Annotated in this window: 27 protein-coding genes; 11 read left to right on the forward strand and 16 right to left on the reverse strand. The window is 71.9% G+C overall.

Going from position 1 to position 25,155, the window contains the following annotated elements; all coding sequences use genetic code 11:
* Positions 1 to 52 precede the first annotated feature (52 nt).
* On the reverse strand, positions 53 to 256 hold the full coding sequence (locus C4V41_RS44895; RefSeq protein ID WP_103962148.1) for a hypothetical protein: 204 nt from the start codon (positions 254 to 256) through the stop codon (positions 53 to 55).
* Positions 257 to 456: 200 nt separating this feature from the next.
* Between C4V41_RS44895 and C4V41_RS44905 the strand changes: the two genes are divergently transcribed.
* The gene (locus tag C4V41_RS44905; protein ID WP_103962150.1) at positions 457 to 1,470 is read left to right on the forward strand and encodes a zinc-dependent alcohol dehydrogenase; all 1,014 of its coding nucleotides are present in this window, start codon (positions 457 to 459) and stop codon (positions 1,468 to 1,470) included.
* A gap of 2 nt (positions 1,471 to 1,472) precedes the next feature.
* On the opposite strand, the gene C4V41_RS44910 is transcribed toward C4V41_RS44905, so the two are convergent.
* Positions 1,473 to 1,913 carry a cyclophilin-like fold protein gene (locus tag C4V41_RS44910; RefSeq protein WP_235030773.1) on the reverse strand — a complete coding sequence of 147 codons (441 nt, stop codon included), beginning with the start codon at positions 1,911 to 1,913 and terminating at the stop codon, positions 1,473 to 1,475.
* 10 nt (positions 1,914 to 1,923) lie between these two features.
* Complete coding sequence (locus tag C4V41_RS44915; protein ID WP_103962151.1) at positions 1,924 to 2,781, reverse strand: helix-turn-helix transcriptional regulator; 858 nt, start codon at positions 2,779 to 2,781, stop codon at positions 1,924 to 1,926.
* 178 nt (positions 2,782 to 2,959) lie between these two features.
* Here C4V41_RS44915 and C4V41_RS44920 point away from each other — a divergent pair, with 178 nt between their 5' ends.
* From C4V41_RS44920 to C4V41_RS44940, 5 genes are read left to right on the forward strand one after another with little or no spacing between them, the layout of a single operon-like run.
* Positions 2,960 to 3,982, forward strand: coding sequence for a zinc-dependent alcohol dehydrogenase family protein (locus tag C4V41_RS44920; protein ID WP_103962152.1), 1,023 nt, complete (start codon positions 2,960 to 2,962; stop codon positions 3,980 to 3,982).
* A 22-nt stretch (positions 3,983 to 4,004) separates the two neighbouring features.
* On the forward strand, positions 4,005 to 4,613 hold the full coding sequence (locus C4V41_RS44925; protein ID WP_103962153.1) for a (2Fe-2S)-binding protein: 609 nt from the start codon (positions 4,005 to 4,007) through the stop codon (positions 4,611 to 4,613).
* 1 nt (position 4,614) lies between these two features.
* The gene (locus tag C4V41_RS44930; protein ID WP_103962154.1) at positions 4,615 to 5,592 is read left to right on the forward strand and encodes an FAD binding domain-containing protein; all 978 of its coding nucleotides are present in this window, start codon (positions 4,615 to 4,617) and stop codon (positions 5,590 to 5,592) included.
* The gene (locus C4V41_RS44935) at positions 5,589 to 7,778 is read left to right on the forward strand and encodes a xanthine dehydrogenase family protein molybdopterin-binding subunit (RefSeq protein ID WP_103962155.1); all 2,190 of its coding nucleotides are present in this window, start codon (positions 5,589 to 5,591) and stop codon (positions 7,776 to 7,778) included. The genes C4V41_RS44930 and C4V41_RS44935 overlap by 4 nt, the downstream gene beginning before the upstream one ends.
* Positions 7,775 to 8,542, forward strand: coding sequence for an SDR family NAD(P)-dependent oxidoreductase (locus tag C4V41_RS44940; RefSeq protein WP_103962156.1), 768 nt, complete (start codon positions 7,775 to 7,777; stop codon positions 8,540 to 8,542). Before C4V41_RS44935 ends, C4V41_RS44940 begins: the two co-directional genes overlap by 4 nt.
* Here the strand turns inward: C4V41_RS44940 and C4V41_RS44945 are convergent, their stop codons facing one another.
* From C4V41_RS44945 to C4V41_RS44990, 11 genes are all read right to left on the reverse strand, one after another.
* Positions 8,543 to 9,763, reverse strand: a complete 1,221-nt coding sequence (locus C4V41_RS44945) for an asparagine synthase-related protein (protein ID WP_160150602.1) — start codon at positions 9,761 to 9,763, stop codon at positions 8,543 to 8,545.
* A gap of 90 nt (positions 9,764 to 9,853) precedes the next feature.
* Positions 9,854 to 9,994 carry a hypothetical protein gene (locus C4V41_RS62335; RefSeq protein ID WP_235030774.1) on the reverse strand — a complete coding sequence of 47 codons (141 nt, stop codon included), beginning with the start codon at positions 9,992 to 9,994 and terminating at the stop codon, positions 9,854 to 9,856.
* Between the two features lie 5 nt (positions 9,995 to 9,999).
* Entirely contained in the window at positions 10,000 to 11,850 is a 1,851-nt protein-coding gene (locus C4V41_RS44950; RefSeq protein ID WP_103962158.1) for a DUF4910 domain-containing protein, read from the reverse strand.
* Between the two features lie 85 nt (positions 11,851 to 11,935).
* A complete protein-coding gene (locus tag C4V41_RS44955) occupies positions 11,936 to 13,123 on the reverse strand; it encodes an MFS transporter (RefSeq protein WP_160150604.1) in 1,188 nt (395 codons plus the stop codon).
* Entirely contained in the window at positions 13,120 to 14,130 is a 1,011-nt protein-coding gene (locus C4V41_RS44960; protein WP_103962160.1) for a GNAT family N-acetyltransferase, read from the reverse strand. Before C4V41_RS44960 ends, C4V41_RS44955 begins: the two co-directional genes overlap by 4 nt.
* Entirely contained in the window at positions 14,127 to 15,551 is a 1,425-nt protein-coding gene (locus C4V41_RS44965; RefSeq protein ID WP_103962161.1) for an aminotransferase class I/II-fold pyridoxal phosphate-dependent enzyme, read from the reverse strand. The genes C4V41_RS44960 and C4V41_RS44965 overlap by 4 nt, the downstream gene beginning before the upstream one ends.
* 1 nt (position 15,552) lies before the next feature.
* Positions 15,553 to 16,665 (reverse strand): alkaline phosphatase family protein, encoded by a 1,113-nt coding sequence (locus C4V41_RS44970; RefSeq protein WP_103962162.1) that lies wholly within the window; start codon positions 16,663 to 16,665, stop codon positions 15,553 to 15,555.
* Between the two features lie 41 nt (positions 16,666 to 16,706).
* The gene (locus C4V41_RS44975) at positions 16,707 to 17,855 is read right to left on the reverse strand and encodes an RCC1 domain-containing protein (protein WP_160150605.1); all 1,149 of its coding nucleotides are present in this window, start codon (positions 17,853 to 17,855) and stop codon (positions 16,707 to 16,709) included.
* A 99-nt stretch (positions 17,856 to 17,954) separates the two neighbouring features.
* Positions 17,955 to 18,674, reverse strand: a complete 720-nt coding sequence (locus tag C4V41_RS44980; protein WP_103962164.1) for a hypothetical protein — start codon at positions 18,672 to 18,674, stop codon at positions 17,955 to 17,957.
* An 83-nt stretch (positions 18,675 to 18,757) separates the two neighbouring features.
* Complete coding sequence (locus C4V41_RS44985) at positions 18,758 to 19,549, reverse strand: SAM-dependent methyltransferase (RefSeq protein WP_160150606.1); 792 nt, start codon at positions 19,547 to 19,549, stop codon at positions 18,758 to 18,760.
* A gap of 79 nt (positions 19,550 to 19,628) precedes the next feature.
* Positions 19,629 to 20,393: an NAD(P)-binding domain-containing protein gene (locus C4V41_RS44990; RefSeq protein ID WP_103962166.1), complete on the reverse strand. Its 765-nt coding sequence runs from the start codon at positions 20,391 to 20,393 to the stop codon at positions 19,629 to 19,631.
* A 168-nt stretch (positions 20,394 to 20,561) separates the two neighbouring features.
* On the opposite strand from C4V41_RS44990, the gene C4V41_RS44995 reads away from it, so the two are divergent.
* Positions 20,562 to 21,155 carry a GNAT family N-acetyltransferase gene (locus C4V41_RS44995; protein WP_103962202.1) on the forward strand — a complete coding sequence of 198 codons (594 nt, stop codon included), beginning with the start codon at positions 20,562 to 20,564 and terminating at the stop codon, positions 21,153 to 21,155.
* Here the strand turns inward: C4V41_RS44995 and C4V41_RS45000 are convergent, their stop codons facing one another.
* Complete coding sequence (locus tag C4V41_RS45000) at positions 21,156 to 22,310, reverse strand: NAD(P)/FAD-dependent oxidoreductase (protein WP_103962167.1); 1,155 nt, start codon at positions 22,308 to 22,310, stop codon at positions 21,156 to 21,158. It abuts the gene before it with no gap.
* A gap of 138 nt (positions 22,311 to 22,448) precedes the next feature.
* Here C4V41_RS45000 and sigJ point away from each other — a divergent pair, with 138 nt between their 5' ends.
* A complete protein-coding gene (gene sigJ / locus C4V41_RS45005; RefSeq protein ID WP_103962168.1) occupies positions 22,449 to 23,384 on the forward strand; it encodes an RNA polymerase sigma factor SigJ in 936 nt (311 codons plus the stop codon).
* A complete protein-coding gene (locus C4V41_RS45010) occupies positions 23,381 to 23,572 on the forward strand; it encodes a hypothetical protein (RefSeq protein ID WP_103962169.1) in 192 nt (63 codons plus the stop codon). The genes sigJ and C4V41_RS45010 overlap by 4 nt, the downstream gene beginning before the upstream one ends.
* Here C4V41_RS45010 and C4V41_RS45015 read toward each other — a convergent pair.
* Positions 23,541 to 24,251 (reverse strand): CPBP family intramembrane glutamic endopeptidase, encoded by a 711-nt coding sequence (locus C4V41_RS45015; protein WP_103962170.1) that lies wholly within the window; start codon positions 24,249 to 24,251, stop codon positions 23,541 to 23,543. The genes C4V41_RS45010 and C4V41_RS45015 overlap by 32 nt on opposite strands.
* A gap of 312 nt (positions 24,252 to 24,563) precedes the next feature.
* Between C4V41_RS45015 and C4V41_RS45020 the strand changes: the two genes are divergently transcribed.
* Together C4V41_RS45020 and C4V41_RS45025 are read left to right on the forward strand one after the other, a co-directional pair.
* Positions 24,564 to 24,842 carry a Rossmann-fold NAD(P)-binding domain-containing protein gene (locus C4V41_RS45020; protein ID WP_103962171.1) on the forward strand — a complete coding sequence of 93 codons (279 nt, stop codon included), beginning with the start codon at positions 24,564 to 24,566 and terminating at the stop codon, positions 24,840 to 24,842.
* Between the two features lie 12 nt (positions 24,843 to 24,854).
* Entirely contained in the window at positions 24,855 to 25,070 is a 216-nt protein-coding gene (locus C4V41_RS45025; protein ID WP_146104025.1) for a hypothetical protein, read from the forward strand.
* Positions 25,071 to 25,155 lie beyond the last annotated feature (85 nt).

Here is a 25,155-nt window from a genome sequence, read left to right on the forward strand (position 1 = left end):
TGCCTTTCGTGCCGTGCGGGGGTCGTCCTCTTGGATACCACCCCCCGCGGGCTCACGACTCCCGTCGTGGCAGGCCGGGCGGGTTGACCAGGCCGTTGTCCTTCTTGGTCATGGGCGCGACGAGCCCCTGCGGGTCCGGCCCGGCGCCGGAGAAGCCGCTGACGGCGATGTTGTCGGGTTCGGGCCGAAGAGGGCGGCCGTGAGCGTGGTCGTGCCCTCCGTGGAGCGCTCGCTGCTCGGCGAGGCCGCCGTACACGAGATGATCTCCCTGGCCCGTGACGAGCAGGAGGCCGAGCGGGTACGGCGGGGAGATCGAACGGTTCGCCGCGCGTCACCCGAAGGCGACCGCCACGTCCGGATATCGCGGCTCACGCAGGCCGCCCAGAGCCCGGAGGGCGGCTTTCGTTTCTAGAGACGATGGTCTAACGTCCGGAACATGATCGAGGTGGCCGGTAGATGCGCGCCCTGGTTCTGACCGGCCCCGGCAAGGCCGAGGTCCAGGAGGTGGAGCCGCCCGTCGCCGCGCCCGGCGAGGTGGTCGTGGACGTCGAGCGGGCAGGCGTGTGCGGCACCGACGCGGAGCTGTTCACCGGTGGGATGAGCTACCTGCGCACCGGCCGCTCCTGGTACCCGGTGCGCCCCGGCCACGAATGGTGCGGACGGGTCACCACGCTCGGCGACGGCGTACCGGCGCAATGGCTGGGCCGCCGGGTCACCGCCGACACCATGCTCGGTTGCGGCCACTGCGACCGCTGCCGCGCGGGCCGGCACCACGTGTGCGGCGACTCCGCGGAGATCGGCATCAGCCGTGGCCGTGCCGGGGCGCTCGCCGAGCGGATCGCCGTGCCGGTGACCGCGCTGCACGCCTTGCCCGGCTCCGTGGACTCCACGATGGGCGCGCTGGTCGAACCCGGCGGCAACGCGCTACGGGCCGTCCGCGCCACCCGGCTCGGGTCCGGTGGGCGGCTGCTGGTGCTGGGCACCGGCACGATCGGCCTGCTGGTGGCGCTGTTCGCCCAGGCCGAAGGGGTCGAGGTCCACCTGCTGGGCCGCGACCTGGAAGACCTGCGCCTGGCCAGGACGTTCGGCTTCGCGGGCCTCTGGGACCGGCCGGCGCTGCCCGGCCTGCGGTGGGACGCCGTCGTGGACGCCTCCAACGCCCCCCATCTGCCCTCCCTCGCGCTCGACCTCGTCGAGCCCGCCGGGCGGGTGGTCTACATCGGCCTGGCCGGCACCCCGTCCACGCTGGACAGTCGTGACCTGGTGCTGAAGGACGTCACCGCGGTCGGCATCCTGGGCGGCTCGGCCGGCCTGGCCGGCGCCATCTCCGCCTACGCGGACGGCTCGGTCGACGCCCGCCCGCTGGTGGCCGCCACGATGGGCCTGGCCGAGACCGTACAGATCCTGGGCGGGCATCGCCCGCCGGACGCCGGGCCTGGCCCCAAGTTCCACATCGACCCGCGGCGCTGACCTCATTCGACCAGGGTGACGGTGACGTCGCCCTTTTCGAGCCGCGACAGTTGCTCGGCGGTGGCCTTGTAGGTGCCGATGTGGATCACCTGGTCGGAGTAGCCGATGCCGGCGGTGTTGTAGTAGAAGCCGAGATTGCCCCAGGGCACGAAGTAGATGAGGTCGCCGTCTTCCGGGTCGGATCCCGGTGAGCCGGTGGTGTTCAGCTTCCGGGAGAGGTAGCCGATCTTCTCGCGGCCGCTGAACTCCTCGAAGGTGAGGGTGAGCGGGAGCATCGAGAGAAAGTCCCGGTTCGTGGGGTTGTCAGGCCCGATGGTGACGTCGACGGAGGTGTCGCCCGCCGCGAACCGTACGACCTGACGCGCCGGGGACGACGGCTCGGTCGTGGCGCAGCCCATGAGGGCGAGAAGCAGCGGACCGATGAGCAGGGCGTTGCGTGGCAAGGCGGGTCCTTCAGCGGGAGGCGGCGTCGAGGGTCGCGGCCCAGCTCGCGAGCAGGCGCAGGGCGTCGTGCGAGGGGGTGTCGGGGGCGGCGGTGTAGACGGTGAGGTTCAGGCCGGGGTCGGCGTGCAGGTCCATGGACTCGTAGTCGAGGGTGAGGTCGCCGATGGCCGGGTGGTGGAAGGTCTTGGTGCCGGCGTGGTGCAGGCGCACGTTGTGCTGGGCCCACCGGGCGCGGAAGTCGGCGCTGCGGGTGGACAGTTCGCCGATCAGGTGGGTGAGGTCCTGGTTATACGGATCGCGCCCGGCCTCGGTACGCAGCAGGGCGACGGTAATGTCGGCGGCGATGTCCCAGTTCGGGTAGAAATCGGGCCCGGCCGGGTCGAGGAACTGGAAGCGCGCGATGTTGGCCGGGCCGGAGTGCGCCATCTGGAAGACCGGCCAGTACATGGCACGGCCGAGGCGGTTGGCGGCCACGATGTCCATGCGGCCGTTCCGGATGATCGCCGGGGCGTCGGTCATGGCGTCCAGCATCCGCTGCAGCCCTGGACGGACCTTGCGGGCGAGCCGGCGGGGGCGAGGACGGGCGCCGGCGGCGCGGGCCAGGTCGAACAGGTGAGCCCGTTCGGCGTCGTCGAGCTGGAGGGCTTGGGCGACGGCGTTCAGTACGTCATCGGAGACCCCGCTGATGTGCCCTTTTTCGAGACGGGTGTACCACTCGGTGCTCACCCCGGCCAGGACGGCGACCTCCTCGCGGCGCAGGCCGGGCACCCGGCGGCGCCCGCCGGGGGCCAGCCCGGCCTGCTGCGGGGTGATCCTGGCGCGCCGGCTGGCGAGGAAGCCGCGGATGTCGTCTCGGTTGTCGTGCACGTCTTCACTGTACGAAGCGGCCGGGACGGCATAGGGGGTAGAGCCTCTCCCCCCGATGAACGCGCCCTCCCACGGGCGGGTCGCACCCGATTTCCTGGAGTGACGGTACACCGCAAATCTGACATCGCACACAATAAGTTACATTAGATTACATTGAGCAACAATGGGGTGATCCACCGTGCGTGGAGCAGTGCTATATGCCCCGGGTGACGTCCGCGTCGAGCAGCGCCCGGATCCGGCGATCATCGAGCCCACCGACGCGATCATCCGCCTGTCGGCCACCTGCGTCTGCGGATCCGACCTGTGGCCCTACCGCGGCGCGGAGAAGCTCGACGGGCCGGTCCCGATGGGCCACGAGTACGTCGGCGTCGTCGAGGAGGTCGGCGGCCAGGTCACCACCATCAGGCCGGGCCAGTTCGTGGTCGGCTCGTTCTGGGCCACCGACAACACCTGCGAGCTGTGCCGGGCGGGCTACCAGAGCGGATGCGCCGACCGCGTCCTCATGGGCACGATCGGGACGCAGTCCCAGCTCGCTCGGGTGCCGCTGGCCGACGGGACGCTCGTCGCGACCCCCGGCATGCCGGACGCGGACCTGGTCCCGAGCCTGCTGGCCGCCTCCGACGTGCTGGGCACCGGCTGGTTCGGCGCCGTCGCCGCAGAGGCGGGGCCGGGCAAGACCGTCGCCGTCGTCGGTGACGGCGCGGTCGGCCTGTGCGGAGTCCTGGCCGCCAGGCGGCTCGGCGCGGAGCGGATCATCGCGATGAGCCGGCACGCGCCCCGGCAGGAGCTCGCCCGGCGGTTCGGTGCCACCGACATCGTCACCGAGCGCGGCGACGAAGGCGTGGAAAGGATCAAGGAGCTGACCGGCGGGCTCGGCGCGCACAGCGTCATCGAGGCGGTCGGCACCCAGGAGTCCATGACGCAGGCGATCCGCGCCACCCGCCCCGGCGGGCATGTCGGTTTCGTCGGTGTCGCGCACGACGTCGCGCTGCCGGGCGACGAGCTGTTCTTCTCGCTCGTGCACCTGCACGGCGGCCCCGCGCCCGTTCGCCAGTACCTGCCGGAGCTGATCCGGCTGATCTGCGACCGGGAGATCGACCCCGGCCAGGTCTTCGACCTGACCCTGCCGCTGGACCAGGCGGCCGAGGGATACCGGGCCATGGACGAGCGCCGCGCGATCAAGGTGCTTCTCCAGCCTTGACCTCTTCCAGAAGCGAGGGTTCATGTCCTACGAAGAGCCGGGGTGGTCCCGGCGAGCCTTTCTGTCCACGTCCGCGGTCGTCGCCCTTCCAGCGGTCACCACAGAGCCGGTCACGACAGGGCCGGCCACCACAGGGCGGGCCGTGGCGCCCGACGGTCACAGCAGCACGTTGTCGGTGACGGTGAACGGGCGGCGGCACCAGCTGACCGTCGACAACCGCACGTCGCTGCTCGACCTGCTGCGGGAGCGGCTCGACCTGCCGGGCACCAAGAAGGGCTGCGACCAGGGCGCGTGCGGCGCGTGCACGGTCCTGGTGGACGGCCGCCGGGTCAACGCGTGCCTGACGCTGGCGGTGCGCTGCCAGGACGCCGAGGTCACCACGATCGAGGGCCTGGCATCGGACGGCGGCGAGCTGCACCCGTTGCAGCAGGCGTTCATCGAACAGGACGCCTTTCAGTGCGGCTACTGCACCCCCGGGCAGATCATGTCCGGCGTCGGCTGCATCCGCGAGGGCCACACCGGCTCCCGGGAGGAGATCCGGGAGTGGATGAGCGGCAACATCTGCCGCTGCGGTTGCTACGTCAAGATCGTCAACGCGGTCGCGCAGGCCGCGCGCAAGGGAGGGCGGTGACATGTACCCCTTCGCCTACACCAAACCCGCCGACACCGGCGCCGCGCTCGCCGCCGGGGCCCGCGGCGGACGCTACATCGCCGGTGGCACGACGCTGGTCGACCTGATGCGCGAGACGGTGGAACGCCCCGGCACGCTGGTCGACATCAGCGGCCTGCCCCTGGACGACGTGCGGGTCACGGGTGACAGGCTGCGGATCGGCGCGCTGGCCCGCATGTCCGACGTCGCGGCGCACGCACGGGTACGGAGCGCGTACCCGGTGGTGGCGCAGGCGCTGGAGCTGAGCGCGTCGGCGCAGTTGCGCAACATGGCCACCATCGGTGGCAACCTGCTGCAGCGCACCCGCTGCACGTACTTCCGCGACGTCACCGCCGCCTGCAACAAGCGGCAACGCGGTTCGGGGTGCGCCGCGCTGGAGGGCTTCAACCGCTCGCACGCGGTCCTGGGCACGTCGGACGCCTGTGTGGCGACTCATCCGTCCGATCTGGCCGTGGCGCTGGCGGCGCTGGACGCGACCGTGCACCTGCTGGGCCCGGACGGGGAGCGCGGTGTCGCGCTGACCGCGTTCCTGCTGCGGCCGGGTGACACGCCCGACCGCGAGCACGACCTGCGGCCGGGCGAGCTGATCACCGCCGTGGAGATCCCGCCGCACCCGCAGCCCCTGCGATCGGGGTATCTCAAGGTCCGCGACCGGCAGTCGTACGAGTTCGCGCTGACGTCCGCGGCCGTCGTGCTGCACATCACCGGCGGCGTCATCCGCGCCGCCCGGGTCGCCGCCGGTGGGGTGGCGACGGTGCCGTGGCGGCTGACCGCGGTGGAGCGGCGGCTGGTGGGCGCCCGGCCGTCCGAGCGACTGTGGACCGAGGCCGCGTCGGCCGCCGCCGACGGCGCCCGGCCGCTGCGGCACAACGCCTTCAAGACGGAGCTGCTCAAGCGCACCGTCGAACGTCAACTGCGCACGGTGGGAGGCTCGCGATGACACGTCCCGCGACGGGTGCGCCGCTGTCCCGGGTGGACGGGCGGCTGAAGGTGACCGGCCAGGCCACGTACGCGGCCGAGCACGAGGTTCCCGGGGCCGTCCACGGCGTGATCGTCACCAGCACCGCCGGGAAGGGCCGGATCACCGGGATCGACGCCCGGGCCGCCACCGCGCTGCCCGGCGTGCTGAAGGTGATCAGCCATCTGAACGCCCCGAAACTGCCCTACCGGCCCTTCCGCGGCATACCCGACCCCGCGAAGGGGGAACGCCTCCGGGTCTTCCAGGACGACCGGGTGCGGTTCTTCGGCCAGCCGGTCGCGGTCGTGGTCGCCGAAACCCTGGAGGTCGCCCAGCACGCGGCAAGCCTGGTGAAGGTCACCTACGCCGGTGAGCGGCCCGCGACCGATATGTCCGCCCCCGCGGGAAACCCCAACGAGGCGGAGAACTACCAGCGGGGCGACGTCGACCAGGCGCTGCGGCAGGCGCACACCCGGCTGGAGCGGACGTACCGGCTCCAGCGGGAGCACCACAACCCGATGGAGACGCACGCCACCATCGCCCGCTGGGACGGCGACCGGCTCACCTTGTGGGACAAGACGCAGATCGTCCTCAACACCCGGGCCGACCTCGCGTCCGTGTTCGGCGTCCCGGAGGCTTCGGTCCGGGTGATCTCGCCGTTCGTCGGCGGCGCGTTCGGCAGCGGCCTGCGGGCCTGGCCGCACGTCACCGTCGCCGCGCTGGCCGCCCGCCTGGTACGCCGCCCGGTGAAGGTGGTGCTGACCCGCAAGCAGATGTACACCGGTACGGGCTTTCGCCCGGTCACCGAGTACAAGCTCACCCTCGGCGCCGACCGGCGCGGCCGGCTCACCGCGGCCGTGCACGACATCCGCGCCGAGACCTCCACGTACGAGGACTATCGGGAGGCGCTGACCGTTCAGGGGCAGATGGTGTACGCCACGCCCAACGTCCGCCAGACCTACCGGTCGATCCCGCTGGACATCAACACCCCCACCTACATGCGCGGCCCGGGGGCGGCCACCGCCGCGTACGCCATCGAGTGCGCGATGGACGAACTGGCCTACGACCTCGGCGTCGACCCGATCGAGCTGCGCCTGCGCAACGAACCCGAGCGCGATCCGGGCACCGGCGTGCCGTTCTCGACCCGGCGGCTGCGCGAGTGCTTCCGGGTCGGCTCCCGTACCGTCGGCTGGGACGACCGCGACCCGAGGCCCCGCTCGGCGCGCGACGGGAACTGGCTGGTCGGCACCGGCGTCGCCGTGGCCACCTACCACACGCAGCGCGCCCCGGCCCAGGCGCTGGCCAGGCTCGCCGCCGACGGCACCGCGATCGTCCAGTGCGCGACCTCCGACATGGGCCCGGGCACCTACACGTCCATGACCCAGGTCGCCGCCGACGCCCTCGGCCTGCCGGTGGCCGCGGTGCGGTTCCAGCTCGGCGACTCGACCATGCCGCTGTCGCCGCCGCACGGCGGTTCGATGACGATGGCCAGCGTCGGCTCCGCCGTCCAGGACACCTGCGACAAGCTGCGCCGGGAGGCCGTCCGGATCGCCGTCGAGGACTCCGGCTCGCCGCTGCACGGCGCCGCCGCCGACGACGTCGTCGTACGGAACGGGCGCCTGGAGCTGCGCGACGGCCGAGGTGAGACCTACCGGGAGTTGCTGACCCGCAACAACCGCCCCAGCCTGGAAACACGCGGCGGCTACACCCCCGGCGACGAGGTGGAACGCTTCTCCACGCACGCCTACGGCGCGGTGTTCGCCCAGGTCGCCGTGGACGAACGCCTCGGCCTGGTACGGATCAGGCGTGTGTTCGGCGTGTACGACGCCGGCCGCATCATCAACCCCAAACTCGCGGAGAGTCAGGCGATCGGCGGCATGGTCGGCGGCATCGGCATGGCCCTGCTGGAACACACCGTCACCGACCCGCGCGACGGCCGCGTCGTCAACGCGAACCTGGCCGACTACCTCGTCCCCGTCAACGCCGACGTCCCCGACGTCAACGCCATCTACCTGGACGGCGACGACCGCACCGCCGACCCCATCGGCGTCAAGGGCCTGGGCGAGGTGGTGATCGTCGGTGTGGCGCCGGCCATCGCCAACGCCGTCTTCCACGCCACCGGCCGCCGCGTCCGCGACCTTCCCATCACCATCGAGGCCCTTCTGTGAACCCTGTATACGACTTCAACGGCCAGGTCGCCTTCGTGACCGGAGCGAGCTCCGGCATGGGCCTGGCCACCGCCCGCGCCTTCGCCGAGTCCGGGGCCGCCGTCGCCCTCACCGACATCGACGCGGAGGCCCTGAACACCGCCGCGAAGGACCTCACCGGCGCGGGCCACCGCGTCCTCGCCCTCCCGTGCGACGTCGGCGACGAGGACCAGGTCGCCGCCGCCGTCGACCGCACCGTCGAGACCTTCGGCCGCCTCGACCTGGCCTACAACAACGCCGGCGTCCAGATCCCGCCCAGCGACGCCGCCGACGAGCCCGCCGAACGGTTCGACCGCGTCAACGCCGTCAACCTGCGCGGCGTCTGGGCCTGCATGAAGCACGAGCTGCGGCACATGCGCGCACAGGGCAGCGGCGCCATCGTCAACTGCTCCTCCCTCGGCGGCCTGGTCGGCATCCCGGGGCGGGCCTCCTACCACGCCTCCAAACACGGCGTCATCGGCCTGACCACCAGCGCCGCCCTCGAGTACGCGCCGCGCGGCATCCGCGTCAACGCCGTCTGCCCCGGCACCATCGACACCCCCATGGTCGGCGACATGATCGCCAAGGGGGAGCTCGACCGCGCCGAGGCCGAGGCGAACCAGCCCATCAACCGGCTCGGGACCGCCGAGGAGATCGCCCAGGCCGTTCTGTGGCTGTGCAGCCCGGGCGCGAGCTTCGTCGTCGGCGTCGCCCTTCCGGTCGACGGCGGCTACGTCGCCCGCTGATCAGAGGCCCTCGACGTAGTCGTAGCGGGCCAGGATGCTGCACACGTCGCAGAAGGCCCCCGGCGTCCAGTCGCGGCCCTGCGGGTCGAGCGATCCCTTGCAGTTTCCGCAGGTGACGAAGGACTTCTTCGCCTCCTCCCCGCCGGCGGCGAGCGCGGCTCCGGTGAACATCCAGTGTTCGACGCCGGGCCAGAAGCTCTGCATGAAGTCGGCGAAGTAGTAGTGGAAGTTGCGGTCGAGCGGGTTGAACTCCCACGGGTTCGGCGGGCTCTGCGGCGGGATCCCGCCGGTCGCGTGCAGGTAGTAGAGGTCCAGCTCCTTCTTCGGTATGAACGCCAGCGGGAAGACGTAGGAGAAGTCGCCCACGGCCCGCTGCGGGATGCCGCCGAGCCGGTAGCCCGTCGCCTGGGCGTTGACCAGGCCCGCGAGGAGGTCGGTCGTGTGCAGGCCGAGCGCGATGGTGCGGGCGCCCTGCTCGGCCGCGAAGACCTCCAGGGTCCTGCGGGTCGTGTGGTGGTCGACGTACATGGTCTGGTGCGAGTCCTCCGTCTCCATCAGCGCCGGCAGGACGTCGCGGAGCGGCCGGTCGAGATGGAAGATGGACCTGACCAGGTCGGCGGGGATGAGCTCGTGCCGCACCCCGAACCGCTCGGCCAGCTCGTGCGCCCGGTCGAAGGTGTCGGAGTAGGTGCTGTCGAAGTCCTCGAACGTCGCGGCGATCAGGTCGATCGGCAGGCCGCTCTCCATCAGGGCGCCGAGGGCGAGCATCAGCGATCCGCTGTCCACGCCTCCCGACAGGCCGAGGACCATCGGCTCGCCGGGCTTGACGAGCCGGAAGCGCTCGATCGTCTGCCGTACGGTGTCCTCGACGTGCCGCGCGAGGTCCGGCATCGTGAAGGGCGCCTGCTCCAGGGTGAGGTTGCCGTCGTCGGTGAAGACCAGCCGGCGTTTGAGGTAGGCGTGCCCGCCACCGCCGGGGTACTCGGTGTAGAGGCGGCGGATCGCGCCCAGGTCGTAGCCCTCGATGAGCCTGGCGCGGTAGCTCTGCCCGTCCTGTACGTGCTCGCCGTCCGGGAGCGGGACGTCGCCGGAACCTGTGACGGTGACGGACAGGGGCGGGATGAAGTTCTCCATCAGCACCTGGGCGATGGTGGCTCCTGGGCGAGCGGCGAGGGGGGTCGTCGTGCCGACCCGGTCGATCAGTTGGAAGTCAACGGCCACGGCCATCCTCCGGTGTCGGGGATTCGTCTGGTGGGTGGGGCACGGCCGCTCGGCCGTCGCACGGCCGCACCCCTTCCGACGAGCCTCAGCTCATCGACTGGCGCGCGGGTCCGCGCAGCAGGTACGGAAGCGGATCAAGTCCGTCTCCCGCTTGGCTGCCAGCTGGGCGAAGATCTGTCCCAGCGACGTCGTGACGGTGGTCTGCGTCTTCACGATCGCCGTGGCGGGCATGGCGTTCACCTCCTTTCTTCGGACGAGGGAGATCGGTCGGCGGTCGGTGTGCCGGGCCAGTCGGCTGCTTCGAGCGCGTCCAGCAGGCGCGCCGCGAAGCCGGGGTCGATGGGCAGCCAGGTCGAGTAGGCGGCCTGGACGACGGCCGACCCCAGGTCGGCGCCGGTGGCCAGGGCGAGGGCGAGCGCGACGGTCCTGCTGTAGGCGGCGGGATCGCGCTCGTCCTGCTCGGTGAGCCAGGCCCGGTCGGCGCCGGTGGCGGCGTCGAGCAGGCCCTCGAAGTTGAAGGGCCCCGGCCAGCGGTTGCGCAGCCGCCGGTGCGACGGCGCGCGCTCGGCCGGGGCGGCGGCGAGTGCCTCGGCGTGGGCGATCAGGTTCTTCGCCAGCCCCGCGTCCTGCGGCAGTGCCGCGGCGGCGAACTCGGCCTGGTGCCGCAGGAATCCGCCGAGATGGCGCGGGTCGAAGGGGTCGAACACTCCGGGCCTGGGCTCGGCCCGGCGGGCGAGGCCGCGGATGGCGAGCATCCGCCCGAGCGCCCAGTCGGTGAGCGCCGACCGCAGGTACGCCCGGTCGCCCGGCCCGCGCAGGAACAGGGCCATGGCGCCGGCGATCGTACCGGCGCGCCGCAGTTCCTCCCCCGACACCTTGTCGGGCGTGTCGAGCGAGGTGTGCCGGTAGGGGTCGGGCCAGTGTCCCAAGGCGAGCGACGGGCAGGCGGTCGCCGGGTCGGCGAAGAGCGCGTGGTCCGAGGCGCCGGAGAACGGCACCTCCGCCCACGCCCACCCGCGCAGCGGGACGGCCCCGGCGTAGGAGGACGCCTGGGCCGGCAGCAGCTTCGCGAAGTCGGCGGCCAGCGCGGGCAGCGGGCTCGGCACGTGCGCGGGGCCGCCCTCGATGGTCAGCGGGCAGCCGCAGACCGCCTGGTCCTCGCCCACCATGTCCAGGTTGATCACGTACGCGGGCGGCGCGCCGCGCCTGCCGTGCAGGTGGGCCGCCGTGCCGGCGAACTCCGGCCCCCACACGAACCTGACCGAGCCCTGCCCGCGTGGCAGCTTGGCGAGCGCCGTCGCGATGCCGACAAGGGCGGCCACGCCCGAGGCGTTGTCGTTGGCGCCGGGGGCGGGGTGGCACAGGTGGGCCAGCAGCAGCGTCTCCCCCGGTCCGTCGCCGGGCAGGACGGCCTCGACGACCGGCATCTCGGCGTTCCTGGTGACCTCGACGGTGACGGAGGCCGTGACGCCGTCGCGGGCGGCCCGCAGCAGTTCGGCCATCGTCGCGGGCGGGACGCTGAAGCCGTACAGGCGGGAGTCCCGGGCGAGTTCGAGACGGCCGCGGACGGGTTCGCCGCGCCAGCGCTCGGCCGGGATGTCGGTGACCAGGCCGCCGGCCTGCGTACGCTGAAGCTCCGCCACGACCGGGCCGAGCGGGAGGTCGTGCCCGGAGGGCAGCAGGACCAGGGCGCCGGGCGGCACCGGACCCCGGGTGGCCTCGACCAGCGGCACGTCGTGCGCGTGGGCCGCGGCCGAGTAGGTGGCCAGCGCGTACGGCTCGGCCGGGTGCTCGGCCATCCGCCGGACACCGCCGGGTTCGAGCAGGTCGAGCGTCGCCTTGACCGGAGTCCACGCGGCCGGCGCCCGGAACGTCCACCAGCGGGCCGTCCCGTCGGCCGGATGGCGGCGGATCCCGACCTCGCTCAGGCCGGCTCGTTCGGCGGCGGACGCGACGAGGTCGGCCGCCTTGGCTATGCCGTCGGACGCCTGGTAACGATCCATCCCGCACAGCGAGGCGACCAGGTCCTCGCAGCCGGCGACGGGGAAGGCCTCGTGAACCCCCAGGACGGCCTCAAGTGCTCGCACTTCGCCTCCTTCACGGGAGTGGAGATCGCGAAGTTTCTGCGCGCAACAGCCTCAGCCTCTACGCACTTCGGCGGGCAGTCAATAATCATTCTCGTGGCGTTCGGATCGCGTTCATGAGCACGCCCGCCACGCCGACGAGCGCCGTACAGGCTCCGATGGCGACGACGGCGCCCGCCGGCCGCAGCAGCACGACGACCGGACCGGCCGTCACCATCGCGGCGATCTTGGCGGCGTTGTAGCAGGCGTACTGCGCGGCGAAGACCCGTCCGTGCAGCTCCACCGGGACGTTCTCGTGGAGCAGCGTGCGCAGGGTGACGTTGAGGACCCCGTTGGCGACGCCGGCGAGCGCCCAGCCCGCCACCGCGACGGGAAAGAGCGCGATGGCCCCGCACACGCCGACGGACACCCCCGCGACGATCCCGGCGGCCGCGAGCAGCCTCATCAGCGCGGGCGAGCCGGAGGGCGGCCACCGCCCCACGGCGAGGGCGCCCGCCACCATGCCGAGGCCCCACATCCCGACCAGCAGTCCGTAACCCGCTCCCCCGGCGCGCAGCGTGTCGGTGGCGAAGAAGAGTTCGGCGACGTTCACGCCGGCCAGGAAGAAGGTCACGCCGGTCGTGACGGCGAGCGCCAGCCGTAGCCGGGGGTGGCGGACGAGGTGGGAGATCCCCGCCGTCAGGTCCCGTCCCGAACGTCCGGCGCGCTTCGTCACGGCCGGTGGGCGGGACGGCACCAGGCGGAGGGCCGCGCACAGTGCGGCGAACGTCGCGGCGTCGGCGAGCAGCGCGGCCTGCGGCCCCCAGGCGGTCGCCACGATTCCGCCCAGAGGCGGGCCGAGCGTGACACCGGCCGCCCGGCCCGCCTCGAACCAGCCGTTGACCTTGGCCAGGCGGCCGGCCGGGGCGAGGCCGGGAAGCAGGGCGAGCAGCCCGTTCTGGGTGACCGCGCCGGCCGTCCCCAGCAGGAAGACCAGGACGAGGATCTGCCAGAGCTGCTGGGCGAAGGCCAGGCCCGTCGCCAGCACCGCCTGGGCGGCGAGCGTCGCGGCCACCAGCCTTCTGGCCTCGAACCAGTCGAGGGCCGCCCCCGCGAGCGGCGCGAAGAGCACCAGGGGCAGCAGCCCGGCCAGCATCAGCGCCGACACCGTGATGGGCGAGCCGCTGGTCTGCTGGACGTACAGGGCGAGCGCGGTGACCGCCAGGTAGTCGCCGAGCGCGGACAGCGCCGTGCAGGAGAGCAGGGCGGCCGGCGCCAGGCGCCCGGCATCGCTCACCGGGTGCCCACGAAACCGGCCAGGCGGACCGGCTCCATCCGGAAGTGCTCCTTCACGCCGCCGTTCCCGCGACCGGCCTCCAGGCACCGCGCCCCGGCGTCCAGCGCGGGGCCCAGCACGCTGGACACGAGCAGCGTGTACCGGCTGATCCCCTGCCCGGCCGGGAACTCGTCGGTGCCGCCGGCCCACAGGTGGAAGCGTCCGGCGTCGGTCAGGCAGATCACCGCCGTGGCGAGCCGGCCGTCGATCCGGGTCTCCACGACGCGCACGCCCGGCCCGGCCTCCCGGACGAAGGCGTGCAGGTGCTCGGGATAGTAGCCCGGCGTTCCGTGGCGGGCGGTGGTGCGCCGGCACAGCTCGACCGCCTCGGCGATCCGGGCGGGCTCGAACGGCGGGCGCAGCACGGTCGTCTCGATGTCGCCGCGTTCCGTCCGTGCGCGGATCCGGCGCAGCCAGCGTCCGGCGTAGGAGCGGCGGGGATGGCTCGCGATCAGGTCGCCGAGGTCGCGGTACGGGCTCAGGTCGAGGCGGTAACGGGTCTCCATCGGGATCGGCTCGAAACCGCCGGCCGTCATGTGCCGCGCCAGCGGGCTCGCGGCGTCCACGTCCAGGAAGGCGAACCATCGCGCCCGGTGCCGCGCGGCCAGTTCGGCGAGCGCCCGGCAGGCGGGTTTCAGGCTCGTCCCGATGTCGTACGCGGGCAGCACGGTGTCGTAGCAGTGGGTCACGTGGGTGAGCAGGATGCGGGCGCCCGGCGCGTCTCCGGCCAGGCCGAGGCCGGACACGTCGCCGGCCGCGTCGTCGGTGCCCTGCAGGTAGGCGGGGAGCACGGCGCCGGGCAGGAAGAGGTAGTGGAAGGCGTCGGTCGGGGCGAGCGGCGCCCGCTCGTAGGCCCGCAGGAAGCCGGGGTGGTAGAAGGCCGGCGCGCGGGCCGCGTCCGCCGTGGCCGTCCAGTGCGCCAGGTCGGCGGCGGTGAGGTCCTCGATGCTGTCGGCGATGTGAATCATGGGGTCTTCGCCCGATCGGTGAGCGCGTCGGCCGGGCCGGCCGCCCGATCGGTCGGCGCGTCGGTCAGCGCGTCGGTCAGCATCGCCGCCCGTTCGTCCGAGAGCGGCACCGCGATCTTCGCCAGATCCGGCGCGGACCGGTCCGCGGCCCGCAGCCGTTTCGCCAGCACACCCCTTTCGGCCAGCCGGTCGAGGGCGGTCGCGGGGGCGGTGAGCCAGGGCAGCGCCGGGTGGCCTGGGTCGGGCTGGAGTCCGAAGGCGGTCAGGGCCCGTTCCGTGCGGGGCCGCATCTCGGCGATCCTGGCGCGGAGCCCGGCCAGCGGGTCGGGCAGCGCGAGCATCCGCAGGGCCACCTGGAGGGCGAGCTCGCTCGTCTGGAGCGCCGGGACGGCCGCCCGGACCCGGCGGGACAGCGCGGCCGAGGCGATGGCGTACCCCACTCGCAGCCCGCCCTGGCAGTAGCCCTTGGACAGGCCGCGGACCACGACCAGGTTGTCGTGGCGGGCGGTCAGCCAGGCCGCGCTCTGCGCGGGATCCAGGTAGTTGGCGTTCGCCTCGTCGATGACGACGACCGCGCCGAGCCGCGACGCCTCCGCCAGCGCCTGATCGACCGGGTGGACGACTCCCCGCTGGGTCGGCCGGTCGGCGATCACCAGCGACGGCCGGGCCCGCCGGATCGCCTCGCACCATGCCGCGGACTCATCGAACACCCGGACCGGCGACCTCGCCTGGGTCACCCAGCCGGGCACGTCGGCGAAGCCGTACCGCCCCACCAGCACCGTCCCCCCGTCGGCCAGCGCCACCAGGTCGCGCAGCAGTGAGGCGACCCCCGCGCCGAACGTCACGTGGCCGGGGTCGATCGGGCAGCCGAGGTGCCGCGACAGGACGGCCGCGCCCCGGTGGCCGCCGTACGGGTCGTGTAGCGCGTACGCACGGGCCGTCTCGGCGACCGCCGTCACCTCGTGCCACACGCCGCGCGGATCCGGCCGGAGCCAGTCCACCTCGTCCGGCGACCAGCGCAGGTCCAATGATCCCTCGCCTTCGTACGCCTCCCCCGCCTGGTCAGGCGCGACCGCCGCCACGACCCGGGCCAGCACGCACCCGTCGGCGATGGCGATCACCTCATAACCGCACTCCCCCGCCGGCCGCTCCCAGCCGGCAGGGACGAGGGCCAGCAGGGCCGCCGGGCTCAGACGGTCGTGCAAGGACAGCAGGAACCGGCGCCGCCGGAAGAGCGGGGCATCGTTCCAGGACGTGTCCGCCACCACGACCACGTCGGCGCCATCAGGGGCCGCGACCATCTGGAACCCCTCGGCGGCCAGCCCCGCCGACCAGGCGGCGACGTCGCCGGAGGCCACCCAGACCACCGGGCCCGCTCCCGCCTCACGCAGCAGCCGCCCGACGGTCCCGGCCGCCGCCATGCTATGACGCCTCCCACGCCGCCAGCGGCACGATCATCTCCTGGGCCGTCACCGAACCATGCTCGAAGGCCACCTCGGGATCGGGCACGGGGAAGCCGGCCCCCACCGCGAGACAGACGACCTCCCCCAGCGCGCGCGGCATCGTCCCCTCCATGGTCAGCAACCCCATCCCGGCCAACTCGTCGGGCGTCACCACCAGGGCGTCAGGGCCGAGCAGACCGGCCAGCCGGGCGGCGACCTCGGCCGCGCGGCCGGGTCTCGGATAGCACCAGCGCACCCGTCCCGCTCCCCCGGGCGGCAGCGCGCACAGGCCGGGCCCGGTCACCGCCGCGAAGCCCGCGGCCAGCGCGGGCGAGCACCGGCTCGGCACGGCTCCATGATCGGAAAGGGCCAGCACCGTGTGCCCTTCGGCGGCGAGCCGCCGGGCGAACCGCCCGATCCGCCGCAATGCCTCGTCCAGCTCGGCGGAGGGGCCGGAACGGTGCACGCAGTCGTCCACGTTGATCCACGACCACACCAGCGAACGGCCCGGCCCGCGCCGCGCGAGCCCGGCCTCGACCTCCTCCACCACCGCCCTGACGATGGCCTCGGGGGTGTATCTGATCTTCTCCCAGTCCGTGAACGGCGGCAGCGGGGTCGCGCCCCGGGTGACCGCCGACCGCCACCAGGCGGGCCAGGTCGCCATCTCGCCCGGGTTGACCGAACAGCGCACGCCACGCGCGGAGAGCCGCTCGAAGACGGTCTCCCCCAGCGCGCCGGGCGCCGGCCCTTCGGCGAAGCAGTCGACCAGCCGGTCCTCCTCCATCGCGCGGAAGCGGACGCCCGCCAGGCCGTGCTCCTCGACCGTGGCCCCGGTCAGCACGGTGGCCCAGGCGGTCACCGACGTGCTGGGGAACGTCGTCGTCAGGGCCGTCAGCCGATCCGGGGCGAGCGTCGCGGCCGCGTGGTCGTAGCCGAGCCCGTCGAAGGCGAGCACGACGGCGCTCTCCCACTCCCCTTCGGCCAGCAGGCCGGGGATCAGGGCCAGCGACTGCTCCCGGCTCGGCGCCACGCCGATCCCGCCCGGCAGCCGGCAGCGGTTCTCGAGCTCCATCCGGTCGACGAACCCCCGCATTCGACAAGCATCGCAGCGCTTCGCTCACGCGTCCATCGCGGTCAGGGAGCCTTTTCGATCGCCGTGGCGTGGCGGGAGTTGGAGGAGGTGGCCACCTTGACGATGTTCGTGAGGACCACGTGCGGCGTGGCGGAGAGGGTGAAGGTGCCGTCGCCCAGTTGTCCTTCGTGGTTGAGGCCCCAGGTCCACACCTTGCCGTCGTCGTCGCGGGCCATGCTGAACCGGCCGCCGCCGGCGATCTCGACGGCCCTCGTGAGGTGCTGCACCCGCTTGGCCTCGGGTACCGGCGGGGTGAAGTCCCCGGTGCCGAGCTGTCCCAGGTTGTTGCGTCCCCAGGCGTAGCCGGTGTCGCCGGTGACGGCCAGGCTGTGCTCGTCACCGGCGGCTATGTCGATGACGTTCGCCGTCTCCCCGGCGACCTTGATCGGCACCGGTTTCGCCTGCGAGGTGAAGGTGCCGTCGCCGAGCTGGCCGGCCTGGTTGCCGCCCCACGCCCACACCGTCCGCCCGGGATCGGGCGCGCCGAGCGCCAGGCTGTGGGACAGGCCGGCGGCGATGTCGACGACCTCCAGTCCGGCGGGGAGCTTCGCCTCCTGCGGTAGCGCGCTGGGCGCCGTCGGGGTGCCGATGCCCAGTTGGCCGCTGCCGTTGGCGCCCCAGGCCAGCACCCGGCCGTCACGGACGGCCAGGGTGTGGTCATCACCGGCGGCGATCTTGGAGACCTCGTCCACCTGCGCCGGCGCCGGGCTGACGACGCCGTTCTGGAAGGTCCCGTTGCCGAGCTGGCCGGAGTCGTTCGCTCCCCAGCCCCAGACGTGGCCGGTGACGTCGAGCGCCAGGCTGGAGTTCTTGTTCGCGGCGACCTGCACGATCTCCGGGAGGTTAGCCACCTTGACGGGTTCCAGGGCCTCCGGCAGGCCGCTGACGCCCAGCTGGCCGACGCTGTTGCTGCCCCAGGCCCACACGGTTCCGCCGACGTCGAGGGCTATGGTGTGGCTCCTGCCCGTGGCGATGTCGCGCAGGATCGGTGTGTCGCCGGCTATCTGTGCCGGCACCTGGGACAGGGAATGCCCGCCGTTGCCGAGCTGCCCGCCGCCGCCGTCACCCCACGCCCATCCCTGGTTCCAGACCGGCGCCGCGGCCGAGGCCGGTGCGCCCGTGGTGGCCATGACCGCGATGGCGATGGCCATCCCCGCAAGTTTTCCCCGTGAACCGCGCATGGACGGAACTCCTCTCGATGGTGGGCTCTCCCCACCTCTTAGGAGTTCCATCGCGTTCCACCCGGGTTGTCAGCGGAGTTTGGAGCTCACCGTGGAAGGTGCCGGCGCCTTGACGGACACCTTGCTCCCCCACCCCGTATAACCGCTCTCCACGGTGCTGGTGTAGTCGGTCCCGGAATCTGGCTTCGTGTACGCGGACGTCACCCTGCTGACCAGGCCCGAAGAGGACAGGGTGAGGGTGTAGGAGATCTTCAGGCCGTCGAACTCCCTCTTGAACTTCGCGGCGGAGACCCAGGCCGAGACCGCCTTGAGCTCCTTCAGGGTGATCGAGCCGGAGACGGTGTCGCCCTTGGTCTTTCCGAGCTCGAGCAGCCTGGCCAGGGTCTTGGGCTCGGCCGGGTTGATGAACTGCGACCACGAGTCGGGCATGCCGCGGCTCTGGCGCTTGTACCAGGTCTTGCCGTCGGGCAGCCGGCTGCCGACCAGGTCGCCCGAGTAGTAGGCGGTCTCACCGATGGCGATGACGCGCTCTTGTTCGTCGCCGTCCTTCATCGTGATGTCGTAGGCGGCGACCCCCTTCCCGCCGAACTGGAAGACGCCCTTGATGTCCCGGGCTCCCTGATCGCTGGTGCCGTCCGTCCACCTGACGCTGCCGGTGAACCGCACGCCGTGCCCCGGGACCATCTTCGCTTTCAGCGCGCCGACCGGGTCCTTGGGCGCCGCCTGTACGGGCGCCGCGGCCACCGTCAGCGCGGCGAAGGCCGCCGTTAATACGATCGCTTTCTTCATGGCAGGGGATCATGCCGGAAAGAGCCGACAACCTGGAGCCCAAGGTCGAATCGTTATCCGGATGATGCGGACTTCTCAGCAGGTCAGCGCTTTATGCCCACCCCGCAGATCGCGGCCATCCCCATCATGCGGTCCAGCTCCGGAACCGACTCGTCCGGATGCCACTCGGGCAGCGGCACCACGCCCGGGGGCACCAGTTCCAGCCCGTCGAAGAATTTGGCGATCTGCTCGGGCGAGCGGAGCACCGCCTCCGTCCCCGAGGCCCGGTAGAAGCTCGCCGCCTTCCGAAGCTCCGGGGAGTCGCCGATGTGGCTGATCACCAGGTATGACCCCGCCGGCATCGCGTCCATCACCGTGCGCACGATCCGGTGGGCGTCGTCGTCCTGCATGAAGTGCAGCATCGCCAGCATCAGCACCGCGATGGGGCGGTCGAGGCCGATCAGGGAGTCCGCCTCCGCCAGGACCGGCTCCGGCCGGCGCAGATCGCCGTCCACCACGTGCGTGTGGCCGGTCGTGGCCAGCAGCGCCCGCGCGTGCGACAGCGCCACCGGGTCGTTGTCGACATAGACGACGTCGGCGGCCGGATTGATCTTCTGCGCCACCTCGTGCACGTTCTCCATCGTCGGCAACCCCGCGCCCAAGTCCAGGAACCGCTCAATGCCCGCTTCACCGGCCAGGTAGCGCACCACCCGGCGGAGGAACAACCGGTTGTGATACGCCATCACCGGCATCTCGGGCACGACGGCCTTCACCCGGTCGCCCATCTCCCGGTCGGCCGCGAAATTGTCCTTTCCGCCCAGCCAATAGTCATAGACGCGGGCGATGCTTGGAACATTCGGATTCACACTTGCGGGGAGCTTTACCTCGGGATCCATGATCATGACCCTAACAACTCCGGCGACCATCCGTGGCCCCGCCCGCACGTCAGAAGGGGCGGCCTCTTCGACGGCGTGGCTACGTCAGGTCGGCGAGCAGGTCGTCGAGGGCCTTGCCGAGGGCTTCGGAGTTGGCGGCGTCGAACCAGGTGGTGCGGATGCGCTCGTTGCTTCCGTTCGGGGTCTCGTGGTCGGCCGCGAGCTGCCGCAGGGTGCGGGTCTCGTCGCTCAGGGAGCGGCCGACGCCCTGGAAGAGGCCACGCACGTAGGTGTCCGCGTCATCGGCGGCGATGCCGTGGCCGGCGGCCCACGACGTGAGCGCGGCGAGGTAGGCGTAGTGGGTGGTCAGCGTCCCCGTCAGCGCGGAGAGCACGTTGAAGGCCGCCTCGTCCGCGACCGGAAGCGCCCCGCCCAGGCCCTCGAACAGCGCGTCCACCACCGGGTGCGACGGGTACGTCACCGTGACGGACCGCCGTTCGCGCACAGGCGGCAGGGGGATGGCCCGTACCAGCGGGGCTTCGGTGCCCAGGGTCTCGCGCAGGTCGTCGTTGGCGACGCCGGCCATCACGTTGACCACCACCTTGCCGCCGTCCACCCGCAGACCGGCGAGCGCTTCGTGCCGGTCCGGGCGGCGTACGGCGATGATCACCACCTCGGAGCGGTCCACGACCTCCTGGTTGTGCGCGCACACCCGCACGTTCTCGTAGCGCCCGGCCAGCTCGGCGGCCGTGCGGGCGCCCCTCGGCGACAGGAACACCTGCGGCGGCTCGCCGCCCCCTTCGCACAGGCCCTCCGTGAGAGCCCTGCCGATCTCGCCGACTCCGATGATGCCGATGCGCTTCACTATGTCGTTCTCCTAAGACGGGCATGAGTGCTGGCAGGGTTCGTTCGGGAAAGATCTCTCCCAGGCTGCCACCGGGCCCAACGGTCGTTCGCGCCGCCCCCATGCGTCCCTCGTTCGGTCGGTGGATCCCATTTGACACGGCTCATCACCGCCGGGAGAGGATACGGCGTGAGATCGACTCTCTCAACGCCACCCACCATCCCCGCCGGCACCCTCGCCGCCGGCCCCCAGCCGATCCTTTCCGCCCGAGACGGCCTGCTCCTGCGGCCCTGGGAGCCCACCGACGCGGCGGTCTTCCTCGCCGCCTACCAGGACCCCCAGATCCGGCACTGGCACACTCGGTGGCCCACGACCGAGGATCAGGTCCTGGAGTGGTTCGAGCGGTATCACCAGGCCTGGACGCAGGAGACCGGCGCGAGCTGGGCGGTGACGCGGGGCGGCGAGGTCCTGGGGCGCATCGCCCTGGGCGGCCTGAACCTCGATGACGGTGTCGCCGGGTGCGCCTACTGGGTGCTCCCGGCCGCCCGTGGCGCGGGCGTGGCCTCCCGGGCGCTGACGGCCTTGAGCGCCTGGACCCTGGGCGCGGCCGGGTTCCACCGTCTACAGCTCGATCATTCGACGCGCAACGACGCCTCCTGCCGGGTCGCCGTCAAGTGCGGCTTCCTCCTGGAGGGCACCAAGCGCAGCGACGCCGTGCACGCGGACGGCCGGCACGACATGCACCTGCACGCCCGCGTCCGGGGCGACTCGCCTGAACGATGATCACGTGGCCACCTGCTCGGGACGGGGGCCGCCCTTGAACCAGAGGCTGGAACCCGGCTTGCGGGCCTCGCGGCGGATCTTCGAGACCGACAGCTTGATGGTCATCTCCTTGTACGCCGCGCCCAGGCGGCCGTCGAAGTAGACGTTCGTCGCGGTGTCGTCCTTGCGGCCGAACTGCCGCAGCCCGGCGCGCCGGCCGAGGCTGACGCACGACCCCGTGAAGGCCAGGTCGATCACCGCCGGTTCGGTTCCCTCGATGCGGCTCAGCACCGTGTTGGCGGCCTGCGCCCCGAGCGGCCCGGCGGCGTAGCAGGACATCCGCAGCGGCTCGCCCGACGGTGCGGCGGCGTCGCCGGCCGCGACGATGCGCTCGTCGTCGACGCTGGTCAGCGTCTCATCGGTGAGCAGCCGGCCGATCTCGTCGGTACGCAGCCCGCTCGCCGCCGCCAGCTCCGGCACTCCGAAACCGGTCGCCCAGATGGTCAGCGCGCTCGGACGTACCGAACCGTCGGCGAACACGACCGCGTCCGGCCCGACCTCGCCCACCGCGACGCCCTCGACCACGGTGACGCCGTGCCGGGACAGCCACTTGGCCATGGACCGGCGAGCGGGCGCGCTCAGTGACGGCGCCAGGGTCCGGCCGCACACCAGCGTGACCGTGCGCCCCTTTTCGGCCAGTTCGGCGGCCGTCTCGACGCCGGTCAGCCCGCCGCCGACCACGGTGACCGGGGCATCGGCGGGCAACTCCGCCAGCCTGGCGCGCAGCCGCCGCGCGGACTCGAACTCGGCGATGTCGTACGCGAAATCGGCCGCGCCCGGCACCGACGCCGGGATCGCCCGCGTGCTGCCGACCGCGTAGATGACGTAGTCGTAGTCCAGTGCGCGGCCCGACGCCAGCCGCACGGTGCGGGTGGCGGTGTCGATGAGGGTGACGCTGTCGACGACCAGCTCGATACCCTCGCCGAGCAGCGTGCCGTAGTCGATCGTGGCGTCGCCGGTGCCGGCCACGTACTGGTGCAGCCGGATGCGCTCGACGAACTCCGGACGGGGGTTGACCAGCGAGATGTCGAGGCCGGCCCGCATCCGCAGGTGGTTGGCGGCGAGCGTGCCGGCGTAGCCGCCGCCGATGACGACGACCTTGGGGTGTCCGGACATGAGGTTCCTTTCGAAGCGGGATTCCGTTCACCGGTCCGACAACGTGACACCCCGGAATGTCAGGCGGCCTCACAGATCACCGTGTTGTCTTGTCGAACCGGTGAGGACGGAACGAAACGAAGGAAGTGCGGCACCACCATGACCACCCCATCCGAGCCGGGAGACGGCCTGAACGCGCTCATGAGCGAACGGCGCGGGCTGACCAATCTCGCCTACCGGCTGCTCGGCTCCCTGGCCGACGCCGAAGACGTCGTGCAGGAGACCTACGCCCGCTGGTACGCCATGTCCCGGCCGGAGCAGGACGCCATCGACTCGCCCGGCGCCTGGCTGACCAAGGTCGCCGGCCGCCTGTGCCTCAACGTGCTCTCCTCGGCGCGGGTCCGGCGCGAGACCTACGTGGGCGAATGGATCCCCGAACCGCTGCCGGAACCCACGGAGTGGATCAGCGGCCGGCCCGGCACCGACCCGGCCGACCGGGTCACGCTCGACGAGTCGGTCAACATGGCCTTCCTCGTCGTGCTCGAATCGATGACGCCGGCCGAGCGGGTCGCGTTCATCCTGCACGACGTCTTCCGCTATTCCTTCGCCGAAGTGGCCGAGATCGTCGGCCGCACCCCGGCCGCCTGCCGCCAGCTCGCCTCCTCGGCCCGCCGCCGCATCCGCGCCGCGCAGGCTCCCGCGACGCCGGCGGCCCGGCAGGCCCGGATCGTCAAGGACTTCAAGCGGGCCCTGGAAACCGGCGACGTCCAGGCCCTCATCACCCTCCTCGACCCCGGCGCCACGGCGACCAGCGACGGCGGCGGCCTGGTCCGCACCACACTCCACCCGGTCGAGGGCGCCGAGCGGATCGTCCGTTCCCTGCTCCATCTCCAGGATCGGCTCCGCGACCTGACACTCCTGGAGCGAACGGTCAACGGCCGGCCCGGGCTGATCGCCCAGCAGGACGGGGTCACCGTGTCGGTGTACGCGTTCGAGGTCGCGGGTGACCGGATCAGGCACATCTGGGCGGTACGCAACCCCGACAAGCTCCGGCCGTGGTCGCACCCGGCCGCCGAAGGAATGGAGAGCCGATGAAACCGCCGCCGCACATGCGCCGCGACGGGTCGGAACTGGGCCGGGCCCGCGACGACGAGGGCGTGGTACGGGTGGAGACGCCGTTCGGCCTGCCCGCGTACCTGATCTGCCGTCACGAGGACGTCCGCCTGGCCGGTGAGATCATCACCGCCCAGGTCAGCTCGCCCCAGGCCCGGCCGTTCCCGTAAAGAGCACCATCAGCGGCAGGGCCAGGTTGTTGACCGCGTGGACGGCCACCGCGGGCCAGATCGACCCGCTGCGCCGCATCATCTCGGCCGCGACGACCCCCACCACGAACGCCGTCGGCAGAGCGATGTTGATGCCGTGGAAAAGGGCGAAGACCGCTGAGCTGCCGAGGACCCCGATGACAGGCCCGTACCGCAGCAGAGCGTTGGCGAGCACACCGCGGAAGAGGAACTCCTCACCGATGGGCGTGAGGACGGCGAGGAACAGGATCGTCAGGATCAGAGGCACCACACCGCCACCGGCCGCGTCGTAGTACATGCCTTGCGGATCCGCGTCGAACCCGGTCAGGGCGATGATGGCGTAGTTCACCACGCCCTTGAGAATGAAGGCGACCACTCCGGCGGCCACACCGACGAGCATCCACCGCAAACTGGTACGGCGCACGCCGAAGGCACCCACCGAGCGGATGCGCACGAGCGCCGCCGCGGCGAATCCGGCCAGGCCGGCGATGCCCGACCAGGCGGCCACGATCAGCCCGTACACCACCGGCTCCAGCCCCAGCGGGCCGAAGAGCAGGAGCGCGGCCGTGGCGGCGACGAGAGCGAGCAGGCCGACGACAATCTCGGGCCAGCCCGGCCGCGTCGGGGAGGTGACGTCGGTGGACAACCGGTCGGACGACATGGTGGGCGGCTCCTCGCACTCGTGATCGCGTTCAGTGTCGATTCCAGCCGTTGGCGCCCTTGTCCGGCAGTGAGCCTGCGTCACGACCGCACCATGACGTGGTGTCACTGCCGGCCGGCCCCTTTACATTGTAGATTCCCTACCGGCCCGCCACCCCTGGGACGGAGCCGGCGCCGCATTCTCGACACTCTTCACCCGCCAATTTCCAGAGTCTTCTTCTGGCAACGAGGCTGAGTAGGGGCTACTCACGAGAATTCCGGCTTCCCGGGCTACGTTTCAGCTCCGGAGAGAAACACGGGAAAGGGAAGGGATATGGCTGTAGTAAGGCTCGGCCCTATCTTCGTCAACGCCAACAGCCAGTTCACGCAGTTCTGGCACGGGTGGGGCGACAACCAGGCCGTTTCGTTCAGCGTCGTGGTGTCGGGCGGATCGGCGCCGGGCGTCCCCAGCCCGCTCGGGCGCGTGACGTTCAGGGCGGACGAGGTGCTGCGTCACGTGACCGGCACCATCGGCAGGTTCATCGTGATCCAGAACAAGGCGCCGTTCAATCCCGCCATCGTGCATATTCTGGCGCACACCGAATCGGCCTGAGAGGAGACGAAGATGGCACGCACGAAAATGGCGGTGGTGCACAAGTTGTCGGGCGAGATCGTCGCCGTCGGCCCGACGTCGGCGACGGTGGGCGGCGTCGACCTCGAAGGGATCGCCATCGGCGGTCACGATGAGGCCATTCTCGTCACCGAGGTCGAAGAGGACGACGTCCTGGGCCTGTTCAAGACGCACGTCGTGGTCGGCCAGGAGCTTCGTCCCAGAGACTGAGCTCCACTTCCTACCGGCCGCCATCGGCCGGTAGGCGGCCTTAGGGTTCGCTTGCGTATCTTATTGCGGTGATCTACGGTGTCCA

The sequence above is a fragment of the Nonomuraea solani genome (assembly GCF_900108335.1).
GTDB lineage: Bacteria > Actinomycetota > Actinomycetes > Streptosporangiales > Streptosporangiaceae > Nonomuraea > Nonomuraea solani.